General features: G+C 64.8%; 18 protein-coding genes. 1 reads left to right on the forward strand and 17 read right to left on the reverse strand.

Annotated elements, in window-relative coordinates:
- Window positions 1-40: 40 nt before the first annotated feature.
- The 13 genes from WS70_RS24925 to WS70_RS33225 form a co-directional block, all read right to left on the reverse strand.
- The gene (locus WS70_RS24925; protein ID WP_059598169.1) at window positions 41-2,743 is read right to left on the reverse strand and encodes a lyase family protein; all 2,703 of its coding nucleotides are present in this window, start codon (window positions 2,741-2,743) and stop codon (window positions 41-43) included.
- Between the two features lie 29 nt (window positions 2,744-2,772).
- Window positions 2,773-3,888, reverse strand: coding sequence for a cysteine synthase family protein (locus WS70_RS24930; protein WP_059598170.1), 1,116 nt, complete (start codon window positions 3,886-3,888; stop codon window positions 2,773-2,775).
- Entirely contained in the window at window positions 3,885-4,538 is a 654-nt protein-coding gene (locus WS70_RS24935) for a hypothetical protein (RefSeq protein WP_059472044.1), read from the reverse strand. The genes WS70_RS24930 and WS70_RS24935 overlap by 4 nt, the downstream gene beginning before the upstream one ends.
- Window positions 4,538-5,770, reverse strand: coding sequence for an MFS transporter (locus WS70_RS24940; RefSeq protein WP_059472031.1), 1,233 nt, complete (start codon window positions 5,768-5,770; stop codon window positions 4,538-4,540). Before WS70_RS24940 ends, WS70_RS24935 begins: the two co-directional genes overlap by 1 nt.
- Window positions 5,771-5,823: 53 nt before the next feature.
- Window positions 5,824-6,708, reverse strand: coding sequence for a GHMP family kinase ATP-binding protein (locus WS70_RS24945; RefSeq protein ID WP_059598190.1), 885 nt, complete (start codon window positions 6,706-6,708; stop codon window positions 5,824-5,826).
- Window positions 6,709-6,737: 29 nt separating this feature from the next.
- Window positions 6,738-8,138 (reverse strand): argininosuccinate lyase, encoded by a 1,401-nt coding sequence (gene argH, locus WS70_RS24950; protein ID WP_059598171.1) that lies wholly within the window; start codon window positions 8,136-8,138, stop codon window positions 6,738-6,740.
- The gene (locus WS70_RS24955; protein ID WP_059472029.1) at window positions 8,135-9,349 is read right to left on the reverse strand and encodes an argininosuccinate synthase; all 1,215 of its coding nucleotides are present in this window, start codon (window positions 9,347-9,349) and stop codon (window positions 8,135-8,137) included. Before WS70_RS24955 ends, argH begins: the two co-directional genes overlap by 4 nt.
- 40 nt (window positions 9,350-9,389) lie before the next feature.
- A complete protein-coding gene (locus WS70_RS24960; protein ID WP_059472028.1) occupies window positions 9,390-10,208 on the reverse strand; it encodes a formyl transferase in 819 nt (272 codons plus the stop codon).
- Between the two features lie 56 nt (window positions 10,209-10,264).
- Window positions 10,265-11,365 (reverse strand): methyltransferase domain-containing protein, encoded by a 1,101-nt coding sequence (locus tag WS70_RS24965; protein WP_059598172.1) that lies wholly within the window; start codon window positions 11,363-11,365, stop codon window positions 10,265-10,267.
- Between the two features lie 9 nt (window positions 11,366-11,374).
- Window positions 11,375-12,397 carry a pyridoxal phosphate-dependent aminotransferase gene (locus WS70_RS24970; protein WP_059472026.1) on the reverse strand — a complete coding sequence of 341 codons (1,023 nt, stop codon included), beginning with the start codon at window positions 12,395-12,397 and terminating at the stop codon, window positions 11,375-11,377.
- Between the two features lie 62 nt (window positions 12,398-12,459).
- Window positions 12,460-13,344, reverse strand: a complete 885-nt coding sequence (locus WS70_RS24975; RefSeq protein WP_059472025.1) for a cupin-like domain-containing protein — start codon at window positions 13,342-13,344, stop codon at window positions 12,460-12,462.
- A complete protein-coding gene (locus WS70_RS24980; protein WP_059472024.1) occupies window positions 13,331-13,555 on the reverse strand; it encodes an MbtH family protein in 225 nt (74 codons plus the stop codon). Before WS70_RS24980 ends, WS70_RS24975 begins: the two co-directional genes overlap by 14 nt.
- A gap of 1,009 nt (window positions 13,556-14,564) precedes the next feature.
- Entirely contained in the window at window positions 14,565-14,741 is a 177-nt protein-coding gene (locus WS70_RS33225) for a hypothetical protein (protein WP_226382859.1), read from the reverse strand.
- Between WS70_RS33225 and WS70_RS24985 the strand changes: the two genes are divergently transcribed.
- Complete coding sequence (locus WS70_RS24985; protein WP_226382860.1) at window positions 14,727-16,388, forward strand: alpha/beta fold hydrolase; 1,662 nt, start codon at window positions 14,727-14,729, stop codon at window positions 16,386-16,388. The two genes, WS70_RS33225 and WS70_RS24985, sit on opposite strands and share 15 nt — an antisense overlap.
- A 268-nt stretch (window positions 16,389-16,656) precedes the next feature.
- Here WS70_RS24985 and WS70_RS24990 read toward each other — a convergent pair whose 3' ends face one another.
- The 4 genes from WS70_RS24990 to WS70_RS25005 all read right to left on the reverse strand — a co-directional run bounded on the left by WS70_RS24990 (window position 16,657) and on the right by WS70_RS25005 (window position 19,436).
- On the reverse strand, window positions 16,657-17,787 hold the full coding sequence (locus WS70_RS24990) for a CapA family protein (protein WP_059472042.1): 1,131 nt from the start codon (window positions 17,785-17,787) through the stop codon (window positions 16,657-16,659).
- Window positions 17,788-17,936: 149 nt separating this feature from the next.
- A complete protein-coding gene (locus WS70_RS24995; RefSeq protein WP_059472022.1) occupies window positions 17,937-18,236 on the reverse strand; it encodes a GYD domain-containing protein in 300 nt (99 codons plus the stop codon).
- A gap of 128 nt (window positions 18,237-18,364) precedes the next feature.
- A complete protein-coding gene (locus WS70_RS25000; protein ID WP_059472021.1) occupies window positions 18,365-19,060 on the reverse strand; it encodes a hypothetical protein in 696 nt (231 codons plus the stop codon).
- Window positions 19,061-19,181: 121 nt separating this feature from the next.
- Window positions 19,182-19,436, reverse strand: coding sequence for a hypothetical protein (locus WS70_RS25005; RefSeq protein ID WP_059472020.1), 255 nt, complete (start codon window positions 19,434-19,436; stop codon window positions 19,182-19,184).
- Window positions 19,437-19,470: the final 34 nt, after the last annotated feature.

Consider the following 19,470-nt stretch of genomic DNA (forward strand, 5'->3'; position numbering starts at 1 on the left):
ATGGCGCATACGCGTGCCGTCCCACTGTCGCGCCGTCGCGTCAGGCCGGCGTCGCGTCGAGCAGGTCGGCGACGCGCGCGCGCCGCTGCGCATCCGCCGCGTGCCATGCGGCGCGGCGCCGCCACTGGTGGTCCGCCGACTGCCGCAGCAGCGTGCGCGATCGCGCGAGTCCCGCGCCCGCCGCGCCGGGCCCGCCGCCGTAGGCGAGCCGTTCGGCCGCTTCTTCGATCGACGCGCCCGGCTGCCGCACGAAGCTGCCGAGCGCCGCAGCCGGATCTTCGTGCGCGTCGAGCGCCTGCGTGATCAGCGCGCCGATCTGGCGATGCGCGGCGTGGAAGCTGATGTCCGTCTCCCGGACCAGCGCGTTGGCGACCTGCGTCGCGATCACGAGCCCCTCTTCGGCCGCCGCGCGCATCTTCGCCGGGTCGCCCGTCACGCCGGTCACCATCAGCCGCAGCAGATCGCAGCTTTCGCCGAATGCCAGCACGGCGTCCGCGCACGGCGCGAGCATCTCGGTGCCGATCTCGACCGAATTGCTGAACGGCGTGCGCTGCGACGCGAACACCGCTGCGTTCAGCGCGCCCGCGACGTGCGCGAGCTTGCCCTTGACGATTTCCAGCAGGTACGGATTCTTCTTCTGCGGCATCAGCGACGAGCCGCCGCTCAGCTCGTCCGGCAGCGCGAGGAAATCGGTCTCGCGCATCGTCCAGAGCTGCAGGTCGTGCGCGAGCCGGCTCAACGTCGTCGACGCGATCGCGATCGCGGACAGGACATGCAGCACGAGATCGCGGCTCGCGACCGCGTCGAGCGCACTGTCGAAGCTGCGCGCGAAGCCGAGCAGCGCCGCGCTCACGTCCGGACGGATCGGAAAATCGGTGCCGGCGCCCGCGCCCGCGCCGAGCGGGCAGACGGCGAGATCGTCGTCGAGCCGGTCGAGCGCCGCCTGGTCGCGCCGCAGCGCGGTTTCGACCGACCACAGGTAGTAGCCGAAGCTGCCGGGCTGCGCGGCCTGGTACTGGCTGTACGTGGGCAGCGGCCAGTCGAGCGTGTGCTGCGCCTTGTCGATGAGCGCCGCCCGGACGCGCCACAGCTTGCCGCCGCACGTATCGAGCCAGTCGCGCGCACGCAGCTTCGCGACGCACGCGTTGATGTCGTTGCGGGACCGCGCGGTATGCACCGCGCCGCCCGCGTCGATCCCGACCCGCTCGATGATCAACTGCTCGTACAGCGCATACGCGCCGCGCGGCGCGACGGCGTCGGCGATCGCGGCGAACTCCGCGTCGCGCTGCCGTGCGATTTCCGCGAGCACCGTCGCGGCCCGCGCACGGTCGCAGATGCCCGCATCGACGAGCATCAGCAGATGCGCCTCGTCGATCGCCGCGAACGCGTCGAGTTCGGCGAGCCGCTCCGCGCGCGGCGCCGGCTTGCGGACGATCGAGAGCGCCTCCGGTTGCAGCGTGCGGCGCAGCCGGCCGGTGCTCGCGCCTTCGCCGGCCGCGTCGGCGTCGTCGAGCACGACCGTCACACGCCGCTCGACGCCTTCGAGCGCGTGCGCGAGCGTGTCCGGATCGGCTGCGGACGCGATGACGAGCGCGAGACGGTCACGGAAATCGCCGGTCAGATCGACGCGCTGGCCGGGCTGTTTCAACGGCATGAAGCGCATGCGCACCGCAGGGAAGCGGTCGTCCGGCTCGAACGACAGCGCCTTCAGCTCGCCGCGCCGCGCGGGCAGCACGAAACGGATCGCTGCGTGGTCGCGGCGGCGCGGGCCCAGGTCCGGCGGCGTGCCCGCGTGCAGGTCGATCATCGCGCCGAGGACGTCGACGCCCGTCGCCCATTCGACCGCCTGCGGGATCATGCCGCCCGCGAGACGCGGATTGATTTCGATCACGACGACCTTGCCGCCGCTCACGCGGCATTCGACGTGGGCCGGGCCGAAGCGGTGGCCGGTCGCGTCGAGCGCGCGCAGCGTCTCGGCGACGATCGCATCGCGCTGCGCGGCGGATATCCGCGCGGGAAAATCGTGACCGCGCTCGACGAAGAACGGCAGCGGCCCGAGATGCTTGCCGGTCACGCCGAGCACCGCATAGCCGTGCGCCGCGCCGAGTCCGACGACTTCGACCGAAAATTCCGTGCCGTCGACGAACGATTGCACGAGCAGTTGCGGCGCGACCGCGATGCCGCGCTCGTTGCTGCGCGCGTCGAGGATCCGGTCGCCGTGCGCGAGCATGTCGGCTTCCGTCTGCACGAGCCGTACGCCGACGCTGCCGGAGCCGAACGCCGGCTTCAGCACGCGCGGATACGTGAGGCCGCGCGCCAGATCGCGCAGTTGCGTCCGATCGGACACGATCTCGGTGTCCGCCGTGCCGACGCCCGCGTCGCGCAGGCACCGGTAAAGCCGGCCCTTGTCGCGGCAGGCGCGGATCGCGTCCGGGTCCGCCGCGGGCAAGCCGAAGCGCGCGGCCACGGTCGCGGCGGTTTCGATGTAGTACTCGGACGTCGAGTAGATCCCGCCGATCGCCGGATACGGCGCGAGCGCGTCGACGATCCGCTGCGGATCGGACGTGTCGGCGACGAGCGGCGCGACCCTCTCTTCCTGCAGGAACGGATAGAGCTGCGGCCGGCTCGTGACGAACAGCACGTCGAAGCCGCGCAGCAGCGCCTTTTGCAGACAGAGCCGGCCGGTGCCGGTGGTGTTGCTTTCGATGAATACGAAGGTCTTCACGATGAATGTGGCCGCCAAAGGAAAATCGAAACGCGCCGCTCGCGGCGTCATGCGACAGGCGCGGGCCGGACGTCGCGGATCTGCTCAAGCACGCTGCCCGCCGGACGCGAGCGGCCGGTCGCCTGCTCGAACGTGCGGCGCCCCCATTCGACGTACGCCCACGGGCCGGACGCGGCGTTCGGACTCACCGCGCGCACGGGCTCGGCGTCCGGCGCGGCATCGGCATCGGCGTGCCCTTGCTCGCGCAGCCATGCGTCGTCATAGACGGTGTCGATGTAGCGGTGCCCTTCGTCGGGCGCGATGAACACGATCGTCCTGCCGTCGTCGCGCTGCGCGCGCAGCCATTCGGCGACCATGAATGCCGCGCCGGACGTCGGCCCGCAATACAGCCCGTGCCGCCGGTGCAGCCGGCGCGTGCTCGCGAAGGCCTCGGCGGCCGACACCCAGTGCACCTGGTCGAAGCACGTGTGGTCGAGGTTGTTCGGATAGATCGAGTTGCCGAGGCCGCGCAGCGCGCGCGGACCGACCGGCAGGCCGAACAGCACGCTGCCGAACGTATCGACGCCGACGAGCGGAATCGACGGATCGACCTCGCGCAGCGCCCGGATCGTGCCGCACGTCGACGCGCCCGAGCCGACCGTGCCGACGATCGCGAGATGCGTGCCGAACGTGCGGATCAGCTGCGCGGCGAATGCGCGATACGCGCGTTGGTTGTCCGGGTTGTCGTACTGCCGCGGCCAGAAGCCGCCGGGGTTGTCGCGCAGTTGCTCCTGCAACGCTTCGAGCCGCAGCACCTGAACGTTCGAGCCGGTCGCGTTCGCCCCGACGATCTGCACGCGCCCGCCGAGCTGCCGCAGGCGCGCCTGCAGCCGTTCGTCGATCGCCGCGTCGCTGACGATGTGAAACGGGATGCGCTTTTCCGCGCAGACGATCCCGATGCCCATCGCGAACGTGCCGCTCGACGTCTCGAGCACGGGCATCCCCGGATTCAGCTGCCCGCTCGCGATCGCGTGCTCGATGATGTACTTGGCGGGCACGAGCTTCATCAGGCGGAACGCGGCCGCGACGAGTCCCGGCCCGAGCCGGATCAGGTCGGGATGGTCGAGCGAGCCGGAGACGCTGTCGTACACCTGGAAGGCGGGTCTGTCGATGGTGTGGGTCATGATGTCGTTCGTGCGATCGATTGTTCGAGCATCCGCAAATAGGCATCCGTCTCGGGGCTCGCGCCGCGCACCGCGCGCGGCCAGCGGGCGTCCCGCCATTCGTCCGCGAGCGCGGCCTTCGTGCGATCGTCGGCGCTGCGGTAGCGCCGGTAGACCCACTCGACGCCGCCCGCGATCGCGGCTTTCATTTCGTCCGCGAACTTGCTCGGCTCGAGCGAATGGCGCGGCAGCTCGACGTGCGACGGCGACGCGCCGCTTGCCGGCGCAGGCGACACGCCGAGCAGTTCGAGCCGGCCGAGCGCGTTCTTGCGGATCTCGGTCAGGAAGGCCGCGCCGGCGGGCGACGTGATGCTCACGCGGTAATTGCCGGCGGCGACGCGCCCCGTGCCGCCGACCTTCGCGCCCGGCAGCCGGTAGTACGAGACCGTGCCGCGCTCGACGAGCACGAACTCGAGCCCGCGATAGCGCAACATCGACGGATGGAAGAAGTCCGTGATCAGCCAGCGCACGCCGTCGATCCGGTGAATCCAGTAATAGATGAGCGGATGGCCCTCGACCATCTCGCCGAACGCCGCCTCGAGGCGGCGCAGCTCGGCGTCGGTCAGCGGCTCGAACGGGGCTTCGCGGTACAGCAGGCGGCGCAGCAGCATCATGCTTCCTCCTTCGTGTCGAAGCAGCGCGCGACGACGAAGATCGCGCACGCGCACGCGGCGATCAGCGACGTCGCCGCCATCACCTTGTAGATCGCCAGGTACTGCGCGAGATAGCTGTAAAGGAAATACATCACGGCGATCGTGAGCGACATGCACAGCCCGATCAGCGACAGGAACGACGCGCGAATCCGGCTCGGCAGACGCTTGTTGAAGTACTCGTTGGCGACGACCGTGACGATCGGATTGATGATCATGACGAGGAAGAACCCGGTGAAGTCGACGGCCGCGACGTTGAAAAACATCGACGCGAGCACGACCGCGGTCAAGAGCGTGCTCGCGAGCACCACCGGATAGAAGCCGAGGAACGACATGGTCCGCTGCATGACGAGATAGACCATGCCGATCAGCATCTGCGCGGCGAAAAAGAACCACGTGATGTGCTCGACGCTGAATCCGTTCTCCTTGAAGAGCGCCTGGCTGAACGTGAAGAACGGCGTCGTGCAGGCCGCGAACACGGTGAAGCCGAGGATCGGCAGCGCGACGCTTCTCCAATGTCCGCGGATGAACGCGAACAGCTCCTTCGTCACGTCCTTGCGCCCCGTGTGTTTTTCCGTCGGCGCTTCGGGCGGCTCCATCGCGAAGCACCACGCGGCGAGCGCCGCCGCGTAGATCGCGAAATACGCGGCATAGACCGCGTTCCAAGACACCTTCTGGAGCAAGCCGCCCGCGAGCACGGCGAACGCGCCGGAGATCAGGCCGAGCGCGTTCGCGCGCAGCTGCACCCGGTTGAAATGCGAGACGCGGCCGTCGACGACGAGGCTGTCGTAGAGGAGCGCGGTGTCCGAGCCGTACACGAGCGCGAGCGCGACGCCGAGGAGCGCGTACAGGCAGACGAACGGCGCGAAGCCGTCGCTGACGATGACGCCGAGCGCGTACACGCAGTACGCGACGAGCCCGAGCAGCACCGAGCGCTTGCGGCCGAACGCATCGCCGAACATGCCGGCGGGCACTTCGGTCACGATGTTCGCGAGAAAGAACACGCCCTGCAGGATGCCGATCTGATACGCGTCGAACCCCTTGTGCATCAGGAAGATCACGAAAATCGCGCGATCGATGATCGCGAGCGTCAGCACCCGGTACGCGAGATAGATGCGCTCGTTTCGCGCGCTGAGCGCGTACCCGGTCGCGACGGCGCTCGGCGCTTCAGCGACGGATTCAGAAAATGGCATGGTCGTCCTTGCCGAAGCGAAGCGGGAGCGGTTCGGCCGCGCGTGCGCAGCGGCTATTGGATCGTGTCATAGACCTTTACGGTTCCGTATCCCGAGAGCGCATCGATCGCCTGCGCGAGGTTGTCGCGGTGGCCCGGCCGGCCGGTGTCGTACAGGATGCCGATGCACGTGCCGCTGTGCGCCGTCACGAGTCCGATCCCCCGCGTCGCCTTGCACACGTCGTGAACCGCGGCCAGATGGCGCTTCGGATTGATCTTCTGGTTGATGTACGCGCTGCGGGTCGACACGCTGCCGATCTCGTCCAGATCGCGCGCGCCGAACGCCGCGACGATCCGATCGAGCAGCTCGTTGAACTCGCTGCGATGCTCGACGTTGTGCCGATGCGCGCGGTCGCGGCGGTGATACTCGAGCGTGTCGATCGTGCCGCCCTCGTCGAGCGACAGGATCTGGATGCCGGACAGACGCCCGAGTTTCGACCACAGCATCCCCTTGCGCTGCAGGTAGACGACCGACTCCGCGAACATCACGCCGTCGGTCGGCTCGATGCCGCTCATGTCGCGGCACAGCTCGCCAAGCGGCAGCTCGCGGCCCATGTAGACCTCGATCGCGCGCGCGGTCGCGAGCAAATCGGCGGACGAGCTGCTGAGCCCCTTGCCGATCGGGATGTCGCAATCGATGTAGAACGTCCCGCCGACGTTGTGCCCGTAGCGCCGGAGGATCACCTTCGCGAGCGCCGCGGCCTTCGTCTTGCCGCTCGGATGCGTGACGATCTCGGTGCTGCCGTGGTCCGGCACGAACGTGCTCACCGAATACTTCTGGATCGGCAGCGTGACGAGAAAATCGGCGTCGTCCTCGTGCAGCACGCCCTGCAGCAGTTCGCCGAACGAGCAGTACGAGATGCCCGACGCCGTTCGGGCGGCCGGGATGAATGAACGCATGGGCTCCGACATGGTCAGTGCTCGCTCGGTCATCGGCCGGGCTGATGCGCGTCCAGCATCGAGCGAAGCCGCGCGAGCAGTTCGCCGAGCGCCTGGACGCCGCACGAGCCGTACGAATTCTTGCGCGCCACCATGTCCTCGACGGTAATGCCGCCGATGTCGTCGCCGAACAGCGGGCTCGCCTCGGCGAACGTCGCATGAGGCAACGCCGACACGTCGACGCCGCGCGCATCCGCCGTCTTCACCAGCTCGCCGACGACCCGATGCGCTTCACGGAACGGCATTCCCTTTCGGACCAGATAGTTCGCGTACTCGGTCGCGATGATGTGCCCGCCGAGCGTCGCCTGCCGCATCCTGTCGGGCACGGGCGCCATCGTGCGGACCAGCTCGGTCAGGATCGCGAGCGACGTCATGCAGTTGTCGAGCGCGGCGAACCACGCGGTCTTGTCCTCCTGCAGATCCTTGTTGTAGCCGAGCGGCAGCGCCTTCAGGAGCGCCATCAGGCTCATCGCATTGCCGATCACGGACGCCGCCTTGCCGCGCACGAGCTCCGGCACGTCGGGGTTCTTCTTCTGCGGCATGATCGAGCTGCCGGTGCAGTAGCCGTCCGCGAGCGCGATGAAACCGAACTCCTGGCTCGTGAACGAAATGAGTTCCTCCGACAGCCGGGACAGATGGATCATCAGATTCGCCGCATGCGCGCCGAATTCGACCAGATAGTCGCGGTCGGACACCGAATCGATGCTGTGCAGCGTCGGCTCCTTGAAGCCCAGCAGCGACGCCGAGCGCCGGCGGTCGATCGGCAGGCTCGTGCCGGTCGACGCGCATGCGCCGAGCGGGCACTGATCAGCGCGCGCGAGCGCGTCGACGAAACGGCTGCGGTCGCGATCGAGCATCACCACGTAAGTCGCGAGCCAGTGCGCGTAATACGTGAATTCGGCGCGTTGCAGATGCGTGTACGACGGCATCACGAGCCCGCCATGATGCTCGCCGTGCTCGAAGAGCGCGCGCTGCAGCGTGTCGATCGCGTCGACCAGCTCGCGCGTCGAGCGCATGAAGTAGATGCGCTGCGCGCTCGCCTGCTGATCGTTGCGGCTGCGCGCGGTATGCGTCTTCTTGCCGAGCTCGCCGACCTTGTCGACCAGCAGCGTCTCGAGGTTCATGTGGATGTCCTCGAGCGCGGGCGACAACTGGATCTCGCCCGCGCGCCACGCGGCGCGGATCTCGTCGAGCGCGCGCGCGAGCGCCTCGTGCTCCGCCGTCTGAAGCAGGCCGACGGCATGCAGCATCTCGATGTGCGCGGCCGTGCCGTCGATGTCGGCTTCGAAGAGCCGCGCCTCGAGCGGCAGGCTCGTGTTGAACGCCACCAGGCTGTCGGTCATCGACTGGCTGAAGCGCCCGGCCCACGGATTCGCCATCGGATTGCTCATGCGCCGGCTCCCGATTTCGCGGCGCGCGCGGCTTCGATGCCGATGCGCAGGCCGAGCGTGTTCAGGAAACCCGTCGCGTCCTCGCCGCTGATCGCGCGGCCCGCGTGCAGCGTCACGAAATCGCGCGAATAGAGCGACTGCTCCGATTCGACGGCGGACGCCGTACATGAACCCTTGTAGAGCTGAACCTTCACGTCGCCGCTCACGTATTTCTGCGATGCGTCGATGAGCGCCTGCAGGCACAGCCGCTCGTCGCTGAACCACAGACCGCGGTAGACGATGTCGCCGTAGTCGTCGGACACGAGGTTGCGCAGGCGCTCGACGTCGCGGCCGAGCGTGATCTTCTCGAGCTTGCGATGCGCGGCATGCAGGATCGTCAGCGCGGGATTCTCGAACACGCCGCGCACCTTGAGGCCGTTGATGCGGTTCTCGATGATGTCCTGGAAGCCGACGCCGTTGCGGGCGCCCACCTCGTTCAGCCGCTCGATCAGCTCGACCGGCCCGAGCGCCGCGCCGTCGACGGAGACGGGCACGCCCTGGCGGAAACCGACCGTGATCGTCTCGACCGCATCCGGCGCATCGGTGGGCGGCGTGATCCAGTTCACGTCGAGCCAGTTGAACTCGTTCGCGACGCTTTCCAGATAGTCGCCTTCCGTCGTGATGTGCACGAGGTTCTCGTCGTGGCTCAACAGATTGTCCGGACGGCTTTCGACCGGAATGTCGTGCTGCTGGCAATACGCGAACAGATCCTCGCGCGATTGCAGCGACCAGATGCGCCACGGCGCGACGGTCGGCAGATCGGGCGCGAGGATCTTCGCGGCCATCTCGAAGCGCACCTGATCGTTGCCCTTCTGCGTGCAGCCGTGCGACAGGCAGTCGACGTCATGCTTGCGCGCGTACTCGATGAGCCCCTTCACGATCGCCGGCCGGGCGAGCGGCGTGCCGAGCAGATAGTCACGCTCGTACGAGGCGTTCGCCTTCAGCGCGGGGAACACGAAATCACCGATGAACGTCTCGCGCAGATCCTCGATGACCAGATCGTCCGCACCGGCGATCGCCGCGCGGCGCTTCATCCGCTCCCAATCCTCTTTCTGCCCGAGGTTCGCGCAATAGGCGGTGACGCGGCAATCGAAATGCTGCTTCAGGAAATGCAGCGCGGTGGACGTGTCGAGACCGCCGGAATAAGCGAGGAGAATGTGTTTGGGTTTCATGTCGGATCTTCCGTGATGGATGGGTTCGCCGCCTCGTCGACTAGCCGACGAGGTAGTTGTCGCGCTTGCCGCGAATCTGGTTGACGTTGTCGGCCAGTTCCGAGAATTCGATGCCGATGCTGTATTTCTTGCCGTCGATCTTCATCACGCAGCCGCCGCTGCCTCGGAAGCAGAACACGCGCAGGAGATCGATGAGCTCGCGCGCGACGTAGGTCGCGTTCGGATCGATCTCCATCGCCTCGTTGGTTTCGGTGATCTTCTTGCGCGTGCCTTTGTGCCGCTGCCGGAATAGCTGATAGGTGCCGCTTTCGATGCTCGGCCAGGTCGTCTGGAACAGCTCGACCGACGCGTCCATGTGCTTGTCGTAGATGACGTCGCCCGTGTCCGTTCCATCGATCAGCACGCGCTTCTGGCTGATGACCGGCCCCGCGTCGACCGCCGACACGATCCGGTGAATGCTGACGCCCGCCGGCGTGCCGTCGAGCACGGCCCACGCGTAGTAATAGAAGCCCTTGTTGTACGGCAGATAGCCCGGATGCAGATTGATCGAATCCTTCGTCGGCAGCTCGATGAAGCGATCGTCGAGGATGTAGTCGAAGTAGACCGAAACGATGAAGTCCGGCGCGAGCGGCGCGATCAGCTCGTCGAAGCGGGCGCGCGCATCGAGGATATCGATCGGCGGAATGCCGTGCCGCTCGCACACCTCGACGATTTCGTCGAGGTGCGTCGCGTTCGCTTCCGGATGGACGATTGCGCCGACGACCTCGACGCTCGCCCTCTTTGCCAGATATGTAAGCGTTTCCAGCCCTGCGACGTTGTCAATGCAGAGCAGGACTTTCTCGCGAGTCATGTCATTCATGTAGGAATCCTATTCGGATCGCGCACGAAAGCGCGTCGAGCCGTTGATCGGATCAGTCAGCGATCCGCGCCGCGATACTTGAGGACGTAGCAGATGCCGAAACCGGACGGATCCGCCTTCGGGCTCGTGACCTCGTCCCGGACGACGTCGTAGCCCGCTTCCGCGAAGATTACGTCCCACTCGCGCTTCGGCAGCAGCAGCTGATTGGTGAACGGATGCAGCAGGAAATACGGGTTGTAATACCCACGGCCCATCGGCGACTGCATGACGCCGCGATTGTCGATGTCATAGTCGACTTCCATCACCATCAAGTAGCTGTCGGCGAATTTCCGGCCCAGCTTGCGCAGATACTCGATGAACGCCGGCCGGCCGATCTGCGCGATGATTTCCTGCAGCACGAAGCCGAACAAGATGAAATCGGGCTGCTCGTCGATCTCGTAATCCAGCGCATCGACGTTGACGAGACGCACCTGCTCCTGCAACCCCATTTCCGCAACCTTCTTCAGGCCGGCTTCGTACGCGCTCGTATCCGGCTCGATGCCGATCGCCTTGATGTCGCCCAGTTCTTTCGCGAGCGTGCACAGGTAGAGCGCGTTGCCGCAGCCAAAGTCGACGATCTGCTTCGCATCCGGCTTCACCGACTCGATGAAAGCCTTGGTGATCGGAATCGTGTCGTACTTCGAAATCTGGCAACTGCCGATGCCAACCCACTTGCCGTCGCGCTTGTAGCCGCCGATGCCTTCCTTCAGCATCGCGCCGATATTCGAGAAGATGCTGTCGTAACCGCCGATCAGGATGTTGAACCACCCTTCGTAGTGTTTGATGCGGGAGCCGTAATCGGACAGCCGGAAAGATACCGCGTCCTCGCGCCCTTCCTTGACGAGCAGTCCTTCGACGGTCAGATACTCGAACACGGTGCGCAACAGGTACGGATCGAGCGAACGGCCGCTCGCGATTTCGTCGATGGACTTGCCCGCGAGCAGATCGTCGAACACGCCGAGCTTGAGCATCTGGAAGATCACCTTCGCACCGACGAAGCCTTTCACATAGTCGAGCGTCTTGAACATTTCGGGCTGGAACCAGCGCGAATCCAGAATTTCTTCGACAGACAGGTCTTCTTCGTGCGCTTGCGCACGAACGAGCGTTGCAGCGGTCATGGAGTCACCTTATGAGTGGTCGGAATATTCGGCCAGCGCCGCGAGCAACCGATCGTTGTCCTCTTCACGGCCGATGCTGATCCTGATGTGATGATGAAGTCCGAACTGGCCGGCGTCCTTCACCTGAATGCCCCGCTCGCGCAGGAACTGCAGCGTGCGCTCGCCGACGGCGTTTTTGACGAGAATGAAATTGGCTTCGGATGACGCGACGCGGTAGCCGAGCGCGCGCAGCGCATCAGCGACGCGGCGACGCTCCGCGAGCGTCATCGCGATGTGCGCTTCACGCGCATGATCGTTGTCGAGCGCGGCTTCGAGCGCATGCAGATCGAGCGTGCCGACGTTGCAGAACCACTGCTTGCGTTTCATCGACGCAATCAGCTCGCGTGGCCCGAACAGTGCACCGAGCCGCAAACCGGCGAGACCGTAGGATTTAGAAAACGAGCGAAACACCAGTTCGTTCTCACCGTAAGCCAGGCCGCGTGTGCGAAACGACGAATAATCGACGTAGGTTTCGTCGATCAACAGCTTGCCCGCGCGCCGCCTCAATTGATCGAGCTCGCCGGCCGTCAGCGCCTGGCCGGTCGGATTCGACGGATTGGCGAGTACGACGCAATCGTTGCTCGACACTCGCGCGAGATCGTCCGGTTTCAACAGCAGATCGTCGGTCAGACCGATTTCGAAGTGCCTGAGCCCGCTGACGGCAATCCGCCCGCGATAGCCGTCGAAGCCCGGCCACGCGGTGACGAATCGCATCGACGAAAACTCAGCGCTGACTCGATCGAAGCATTCGTCGATGCCGCGCACCAGCATCAGGTTGTCCTCGGGACAATCGAAATGCTCCGCGAGCTTTTGCATGATTCTCGGTTCGGCGTCGAACGGGTAGCGATTGATTCGTGCGGCCGCGACCGCGATCGCGGCCCGCACACGCGGCTCCACCGCTTCCGGGTTTTCATTGAACGCCAGACAGACAGCTTCCGCAGATGCCCGTTCTTCCATCAGTACTTCGGTATCCTTTGCTTCACCAACGCTCACGATTTCATCCTTGCCGATTCTAATGATTGTCGATTCTTGCCTGATGCATCGTGCGGATGGAATCAGCGGGGTGGGGGATTCAGACCGGCCCGCTCGTTTTCCATGCCCTTCCAGCGCCAGCCCTCGAACGCACGCTTCATGTACTCGGTGAAGAACTCGGGCACCAGTCGGAACAGTTGCGGATACGTGATGAAGAACGTGCTGATGGAAATCGAAATGTCCATCGAGATCACACAGTGCCCCCAGTTGCGCGGAATGTGCAGCGTCTCGCCCGGTTCGATGATCGCCCGGTACGGCGTGCAGTGCCGATAGTTCGGATAGCGCTCGAGATCCGGCTTCTCGAAATCGACCGGACTGAACGTCTCGCGCTCGAACTGGCCGATATAGAGATTCTTGCTGACCTGGTCCGGCGGAAACAGGTACACCATCTTCCGGCCCACGACCTGCGTCAGGAAATTCGGCATCGGATCGGTATGGGTCGGCGTGTGCGTGCCGGCCGGTCCGATCCACAGATACGAATCCATGTGCGCGCCGGGAATGTGCTCGATATGCCCCTGCACATACGGATGCGGCGCGAGATCGGCGCGCAGGTTCGGAAAGCTCTTGCGGAACGGATGCGACGCCATGTAGTACATGTGATCCGGCTTCGTCCGCAGGATGTGGATCAAATCCTTCAGCTTGAGCTCCTGGAAGCGCAGGTGCTTGACGTAACCTTGTGGGCTGTTGTTGCCGGGTCCGCGCTCGTCAGGCTGAAAGCTCTCGACGCCGATGGTCTCGTCGCCGAAATTGCGCTCGAAGTAGTTGAGCGACCATTTCTGCATCGCCGGCCACGCGTCGAGCGCCCTCGCGATCTTCACCGGACGCTCTTTTTCCAGGTAATGCTTGCGGAAATCCGACACTTTGGGTCGAACCAGCGTTTCGATAGGCAGAATTTCATCGTACGGCATAGTCGATTCCCGAGCCCGAATGTTGATTGAGATGCTCGCGGACGCTGGCAGGAACCATGTCCGTCCATAGTTGCTCGATGCGTTGCAGGCACTGCTGCTTCGTCGCAGGTTCGCCGACCGTTTCCCAGCCGGCGGGAAGGCTTCGCCCATCCATCCAGACCGAATACTGGCCCTCATTATTTCGCACCACGAAGTGCAATTCGTCGTCCATAGCTGATTCCCAGGGAAAGCAAGGTGATGTGCCGGTTTTTTGCCGTGGCGGCACGCAGGTGAAATCGCGCGAAGCCATTGGCTGGAAAGACGCACCGGATGTACTGCCTTGGCATCGCTCGGATGCAAGTCCGCGACCACGCCCAACGCATTAAGTACTTCAGCGAATTAAGTATTTCTGCTGCGTGAATTGTCCCCTGAACTAACCTGATATCTGGTTATTGGGCATGCATTTTTCAATGCACTTTCATCTTCAAGGCACGAATAGAATTGGGCATAACTTCTCACGTGTCAAGCAATTTTGCGGCAAGGTGTCCTGCTTTATTTCAAACAGCAACGCATACCTGACAAATATTACAGGCGCAAAATTTACACACGGATGGCGCAAAGATTTCATTAACGGATGACAACCAGGAGGCGCGGCGCTTGCGGAGACCGATGCTTATGTTGCTCGCCGTCTGCTTCGAGGATTCAGCCAGCGCTTACTTGCCATCCGTTATCCCAGATATCGAAGGGGCGATCTATATCCATGAATCAAAACGTTATTTCCACGTCGCACACGTGCCAAATCAATCTTGCCGACTGGACTTCAGATTCGCGTGCCCGCTTATTAATTAAGCACGCACGTTATGCAAAATGTTGAATTTCGTTATGCCGATGACGCCCAGAAATTTTTACCGAACAAGCGTTGGTTTAAAAAACATGCCAATTTCAAACGGATATACAAATCTCATCGACATCACCAGAGTCATCTGAAATTCACTTGTATGAAATAGTTTCCACAAAACAAATAGATTGACCGATTATTTTCCGGTCGTTTTATCATTGCAATGAAGGCAACTAATTGCGCATTCGAAATGGGGCGGCTCCACTCGGGGCCCCGCTGCCCGACTGCAAAATGGGACGCGCATTTCGCGACATCGAACCCTGGAGCTCTTACACGCATGCACGTTTCGATCGATACGTCCACCGAAGCCAACTCGCAGACACCGGATTGTCACGATGTCGATTCAGACGTAAGCACGCTCGATATGCCGAGAAGCGCCGATCTGAATCGGATTGCCGGAACTGTCGACGGCGGTGCGGCGAACGTCGAGCGAACCGCTCCGCTCACCCGCACGCTGGAGCGGATGCTGGCGCGCCATCTGCTCGATCGATGCGGCGACGGCCCGTTGGCGGCGGCGCACGTCACGCTCGACTCACGGGCCCATCTCGATGCGTTGCTGGAAGCACTGCAGCGCGCAACGGATCGGCACGCGAGTCTGCGAACGGGCATCTTTTGGGAACGCCTGCGGCGGCCGATGCAAGTCACGCTTCGCAAGGTTCGCCTGCCGGTGCACACGGCCCTGCTCGATCCCGACCTCGATCCCGCCGCGCAGTTGGCGGCGCTGGCCGCCCTGCCCGGCATGCGGATCGACGTGCAACGTCCGCCGTTGCTGCTCGCGTGCATCGCTCGCATCCCCGGCAGCGGGCAATGGCTGTTGCGGCTCGTGGCGGCCCCGATTGTGACCGGTTTCGACACGCTCGATGCGCTGCTCCGCGAAGCGGCGATCGACGTCGAACGAGCGCACGGATCGGCGCCGTTTCACTGGATTGCCGAGACGGGCATCGAAGCGCGCGGACGCGAACCTGCGTCGTCGCCGACCGCAAGCGCGGTTTCGCCGTCGAACGACGTATCGCGCGATTCCGATGCGGGTTGCGAGTCGCCCGTCGAAGCGCGCATCGCCGCGATCGCGGCCGATCTGACAGATGTCACGCATTGCGGATCGCAAGACGATTGCTTCACACTCGGACGAACGTCGTTGCAAGCGCTTCAACTGGCGCTCCGGATCCGCGATGCGTTGCACATAACCGTGCCGATCGAGCAGATCTTCGCATGTCCGACCATCGTCGGGTTTGCCGCGTGCGTCGAACGACTGCGGTCGCGGGACGCACGCGACGACGTCCCGCAGGTGCCGACCGGCGAAAAGCCGGCGGGCGCGCACGCCCAGGCGCGCGCAGATGCGGATCGAACGGATTGCCTGCTCGTCATTCAGGCAGGCTGCGCCGGGCAAACGCCGGTGTTCTGCATCCCGGGCGCTGGCGCCAGCGTCGCATCGTTCGTTCCGCTCGCGAGCATGCTGCGCGCCGACGTGCCGGTATATGGCCTGCAGCCTCGCGGCCTCGACGGCCAGCGCCAGCCGGACCGGTCGGTCGAAGCAGCCGCGCGCCGGTACGTGCGGGCGATTCTGAATGCAAATCCGCCAGGACCGCCGCGCATCGTCGGTCACTCGTTCGGCGGCTGGGTCGCGCTCGAAACGGCGCGGCAGCTGGACGGCATGGGAAGGCGCTGCGCCCCGCTCGTCCTGCTCGATTCGATTCCGCCGCCCGCCCTGCAGGCATGGCGCGCGCCTTCCGATGCGGACATGCTGCGCACGCTGATCGGACTGCTGGAGCAGGCGGCCGGCGCGCCATCCGGGATCACCGACGCAGAAATCACTCATTGCATCGCCGCGGGCGACGATGCACAGGATGCGTTCGTCCATGCCTACATGGTGAGGGCCGCGCTGCTGTCGCCGCGCGCGCCTGTCGCATCGGTGCGGCATCTGCGGCAGGTGTTCGATGCCAATTTGAGCACCTGCTACGCGCCACGCGGACGATACGCAGGCGACGCGACGGTGCTCGTCGCCAACGGCGATCGCGATGCAGGCGAGATGGTGCCGGCGTTCGGATGGACCGTGCTGATCGAGCGAGTCGACGCGGTCGTGACGCCGGGCAATCACATGAGCATGCTCGCGGCGCCATATGTTCGCCACGTCGCGCTGACGATGAAGGACGTGTGGCGAATGATCTGAATCTGCGCGGCAGTGCGCGCCGATCGATGCAATGTCGGTTCGTGGACGATATTCGTCGGTCGATATCGGCGCGCCGCGATTTGCGCCGGCCCGCTCGATCGGCACTCGAAATACGCGACCGACCGGCACCGGGAATGGATGTCGCCAGCATCGGGGCGAACGGCGGACGATCGCGACGCAACCGCCCAACGATCGCATCGAAGCTCGGCCGCGCGGCCCGCCCATGCGCAGCTCGACACGCCCGCGACGCACGTCCATCGAAACCGTCTCACCAATGCAGACGCAACACGTCGGCATCGCATGCCGACACATGCGTGCCGAATCTCCGGCTTTCGCGCTCGAGCACCGCGTGCAGCCAGGTCTTCGCCTCGGCGCTCGCGTGCTGCAGCCGCAGGTTGCGAATCTGCATCGGCACCACCGACAGTTCGACGAGCGCCCCGCTGTCCGCGTCGAGCACCGGAAAATACATCAGCGTGAGATCCGGCCGAAATTGCTGATGGCCGTGGATGCCTTCATAGTCGTTCAGAAAATCGCCGCAGCCGTAAAGAATCAGCCGCCCGCGGTATATCTCGATCCCTTTGACGTGGTGCGACGAATGGCCGTAGACGATGTCGGCCGCGCCCGTGTCGATCAGCCGGTGCGCGAATGCGTGCTCGTCGTCGCCGATCTCGAATCGCCAGTTGCCGCCCCAATGCAGCGAAACGACGACGAGATCCCCCGCGCGCCGCTGCGCCGCGATCCGTTCGCCGATCAGCGTCGCGCGCTCGGACGACAGATTCGCAAGATAGTTCAGGCCGCTGCGCCGTGCAGTCGCGGCCCACGACGGCGGAACGCCGCTCGTCTCGACCGCATACGCGTAGACGCGGATTCGGCGCCCGTTCGGCAGGTCGAGCGTGGCCGGCTCGGCGGCGCGCGCGTCGTCGTCGCCGGCGCCGGTGGTCCGGATGCCGGCCTGATGCAGCGTCTCCAGCGTGTCGGCGAGGCCGGCGCGCCCCCAGTCGAGCGAATGGTTGTTCGCAAGCACGCAGCAGTCGATGCGCGCGCTCGACACGCAGTCGATGTTGCGCGGATGCATCCGATATAGAACCGATTTGTCCGGCCAATGGTCGTCGCTCGTCGTGACCGCGGTTTCCAGATTGATGATCCGTGCGTGCGGCCGCATACGGTCGAGCTCCGCGAGCGCCTCGCCCCACGGGTATGCGTAGTCGACGCACGCGGGCAGCTTGCCGTTTGCGAGCTCGGCCAGGCGCACGTAGTCGCGCGCCGACCGGCAATAGCATTCGTATAGCTGAGGATCGCACGGGTGCGGCAGGATCTGGTCGATGCCGCGGCCCGTCATCACGTCGCCGCAGAGGAAAAGGCGCACGCGATCGTCGCGCGTGTCGTCGGCTTCATTCATCGCATCAACGCGCGAACCGATCCGGTTCGCGCTCCTCCCGTGAAACGGTCCTTTGCCGCTCGTCAGGCGATGCGAGCCGTCGCGCAGCGATCGGCTGCGCATCTCCCGCATCGGTCAACTTCAATCGGCCTGCTTCAATCGGCCCGCGATCAGCCGATCGATTCGATGATTTCCTTGAACGCACGCCACTCGGTCGCGGCCCATACTTCAGCGTGCGAGCGTCCGAGCGTGCGCAGGATCGCCGACACCTTGAACGCCGTCTCGATGTCCGGCGCGGAAAACACGTCGAGATAATCGTATGGCCCGAGGATCGCGTAGCTGTGCCGCCATTCGATGCCCGGGCACGCTTCCTCGATTTCCTTGACCGCGCGCTTCTCGAGCGTCTCCATGCTCGACGGCGATTTCAGTCCCTCCGGGGACAAACGCGTCAACAGTATGAAGTCCGGCATCGTCGTCTCCTTGCGCGCTGATCGATATATTCAAGCATTGCGCATCGGATCGCGCATCCATTGATTACGATCAAGGTCCGGACATGTCCGGGCATCGTGCGCCGTCCATCCGGGATCCCGTCCGCCCGTCACGTCTTGACTGACGATAGCAGGCCGAAATCGCGCAGCTCGCGATACGACAGTTCGCGCTTGCGTGCGCCGTATACCCCGCGCCGGCCGTAAATGTGCTCGAGGTCGAAGCGGTCCGACGCGTCGACGACGCGGCTCAGCACCGCGTCAAACACGGTTTCGTGCTCGTGCGCGTGGCGCGCGCCCGTCTCGGCGGTTTCACGGCGCGGGAACGGCAGATAGTCGAGTTCGACCAGATACCATGCGGGTCCGATCTTGTGCGCCTGCGTATGCGCGGACACCGGACGCATCCGCGCGTGCAATTCCTCCGCACGTCGCGCTTCGCGCTCCTTCTCGTGCTGCACGCGCGACGCGAGCGCGGCGTTGCGCATCAGCGTGCCGAGCTCCGGATGGACGTAGAACGCACAGTTCGCGTCCTCGAGCGCGACGACGCCGTGCGGCGAGTGAACGCGAACACGCCCGTGCTTCGACGACGTATGCGTCGCCACGAGATCGGCCGGAACGTCGGGCTGCTCGGGGAAGCGTCGCGCGAGTTCCGCGCGCACCGAAGTCCATTCGGCGCCGACGCGCGCGGACAGGAACGCCCGCAGCGCCCGCTGACGCGGCGGCTTGCCGGGCGCGCGCCCGCGGGCAACGGGAGGCGTTGCCGGCTGTGCGGCGGACGTGGTCCGAAAGTTGCGGTTCGCCTTGACCATGACGATTCGCCTGCCTGTTTCCGACGATGACTGACGTAGTCGCAATCGCAAACGCGTTCGTGCGGCGCGGGCGCGGTACGCTTGCGTCCATCGCACCCGCGCCGCTTTCGAATGTGCGAATTCACGGGCGCATGTCGTCGCCGTCCGGCTCCTCGCGCTCCAGCACCTCGAGCACGCGCGCGGTCCGGCCGTGCGGTTCGCGATCGAGGCGGAACTGCAGGCGTTCGTCGGATCTGAACCACGTGTATGCATCGAGCACCTCGGTACTCGTCGGTTCGATTTCGAGGATCTTCGCGATGACGTCGTCTTCGATCGGCCCGACGATGTCGCGAATTTCGGTCGCAGTGGCGGGGTGCGATGCGGAATTGAGCTTCATGGACATGGTTTTTCTCCCGTTCCGGTTGAGGCCG

Origin of the sequence: Burkholderia mayonis (assembly GCF_001523745.2) — a bacterium.
Taxonomy (GTDB): domain Bacteria; phylum Pseudomonadota; class Gammaproteobacteria; order Burkholderiales; family Burkholderiaceae; genus Burkholderia; species Burkholderia mayonis.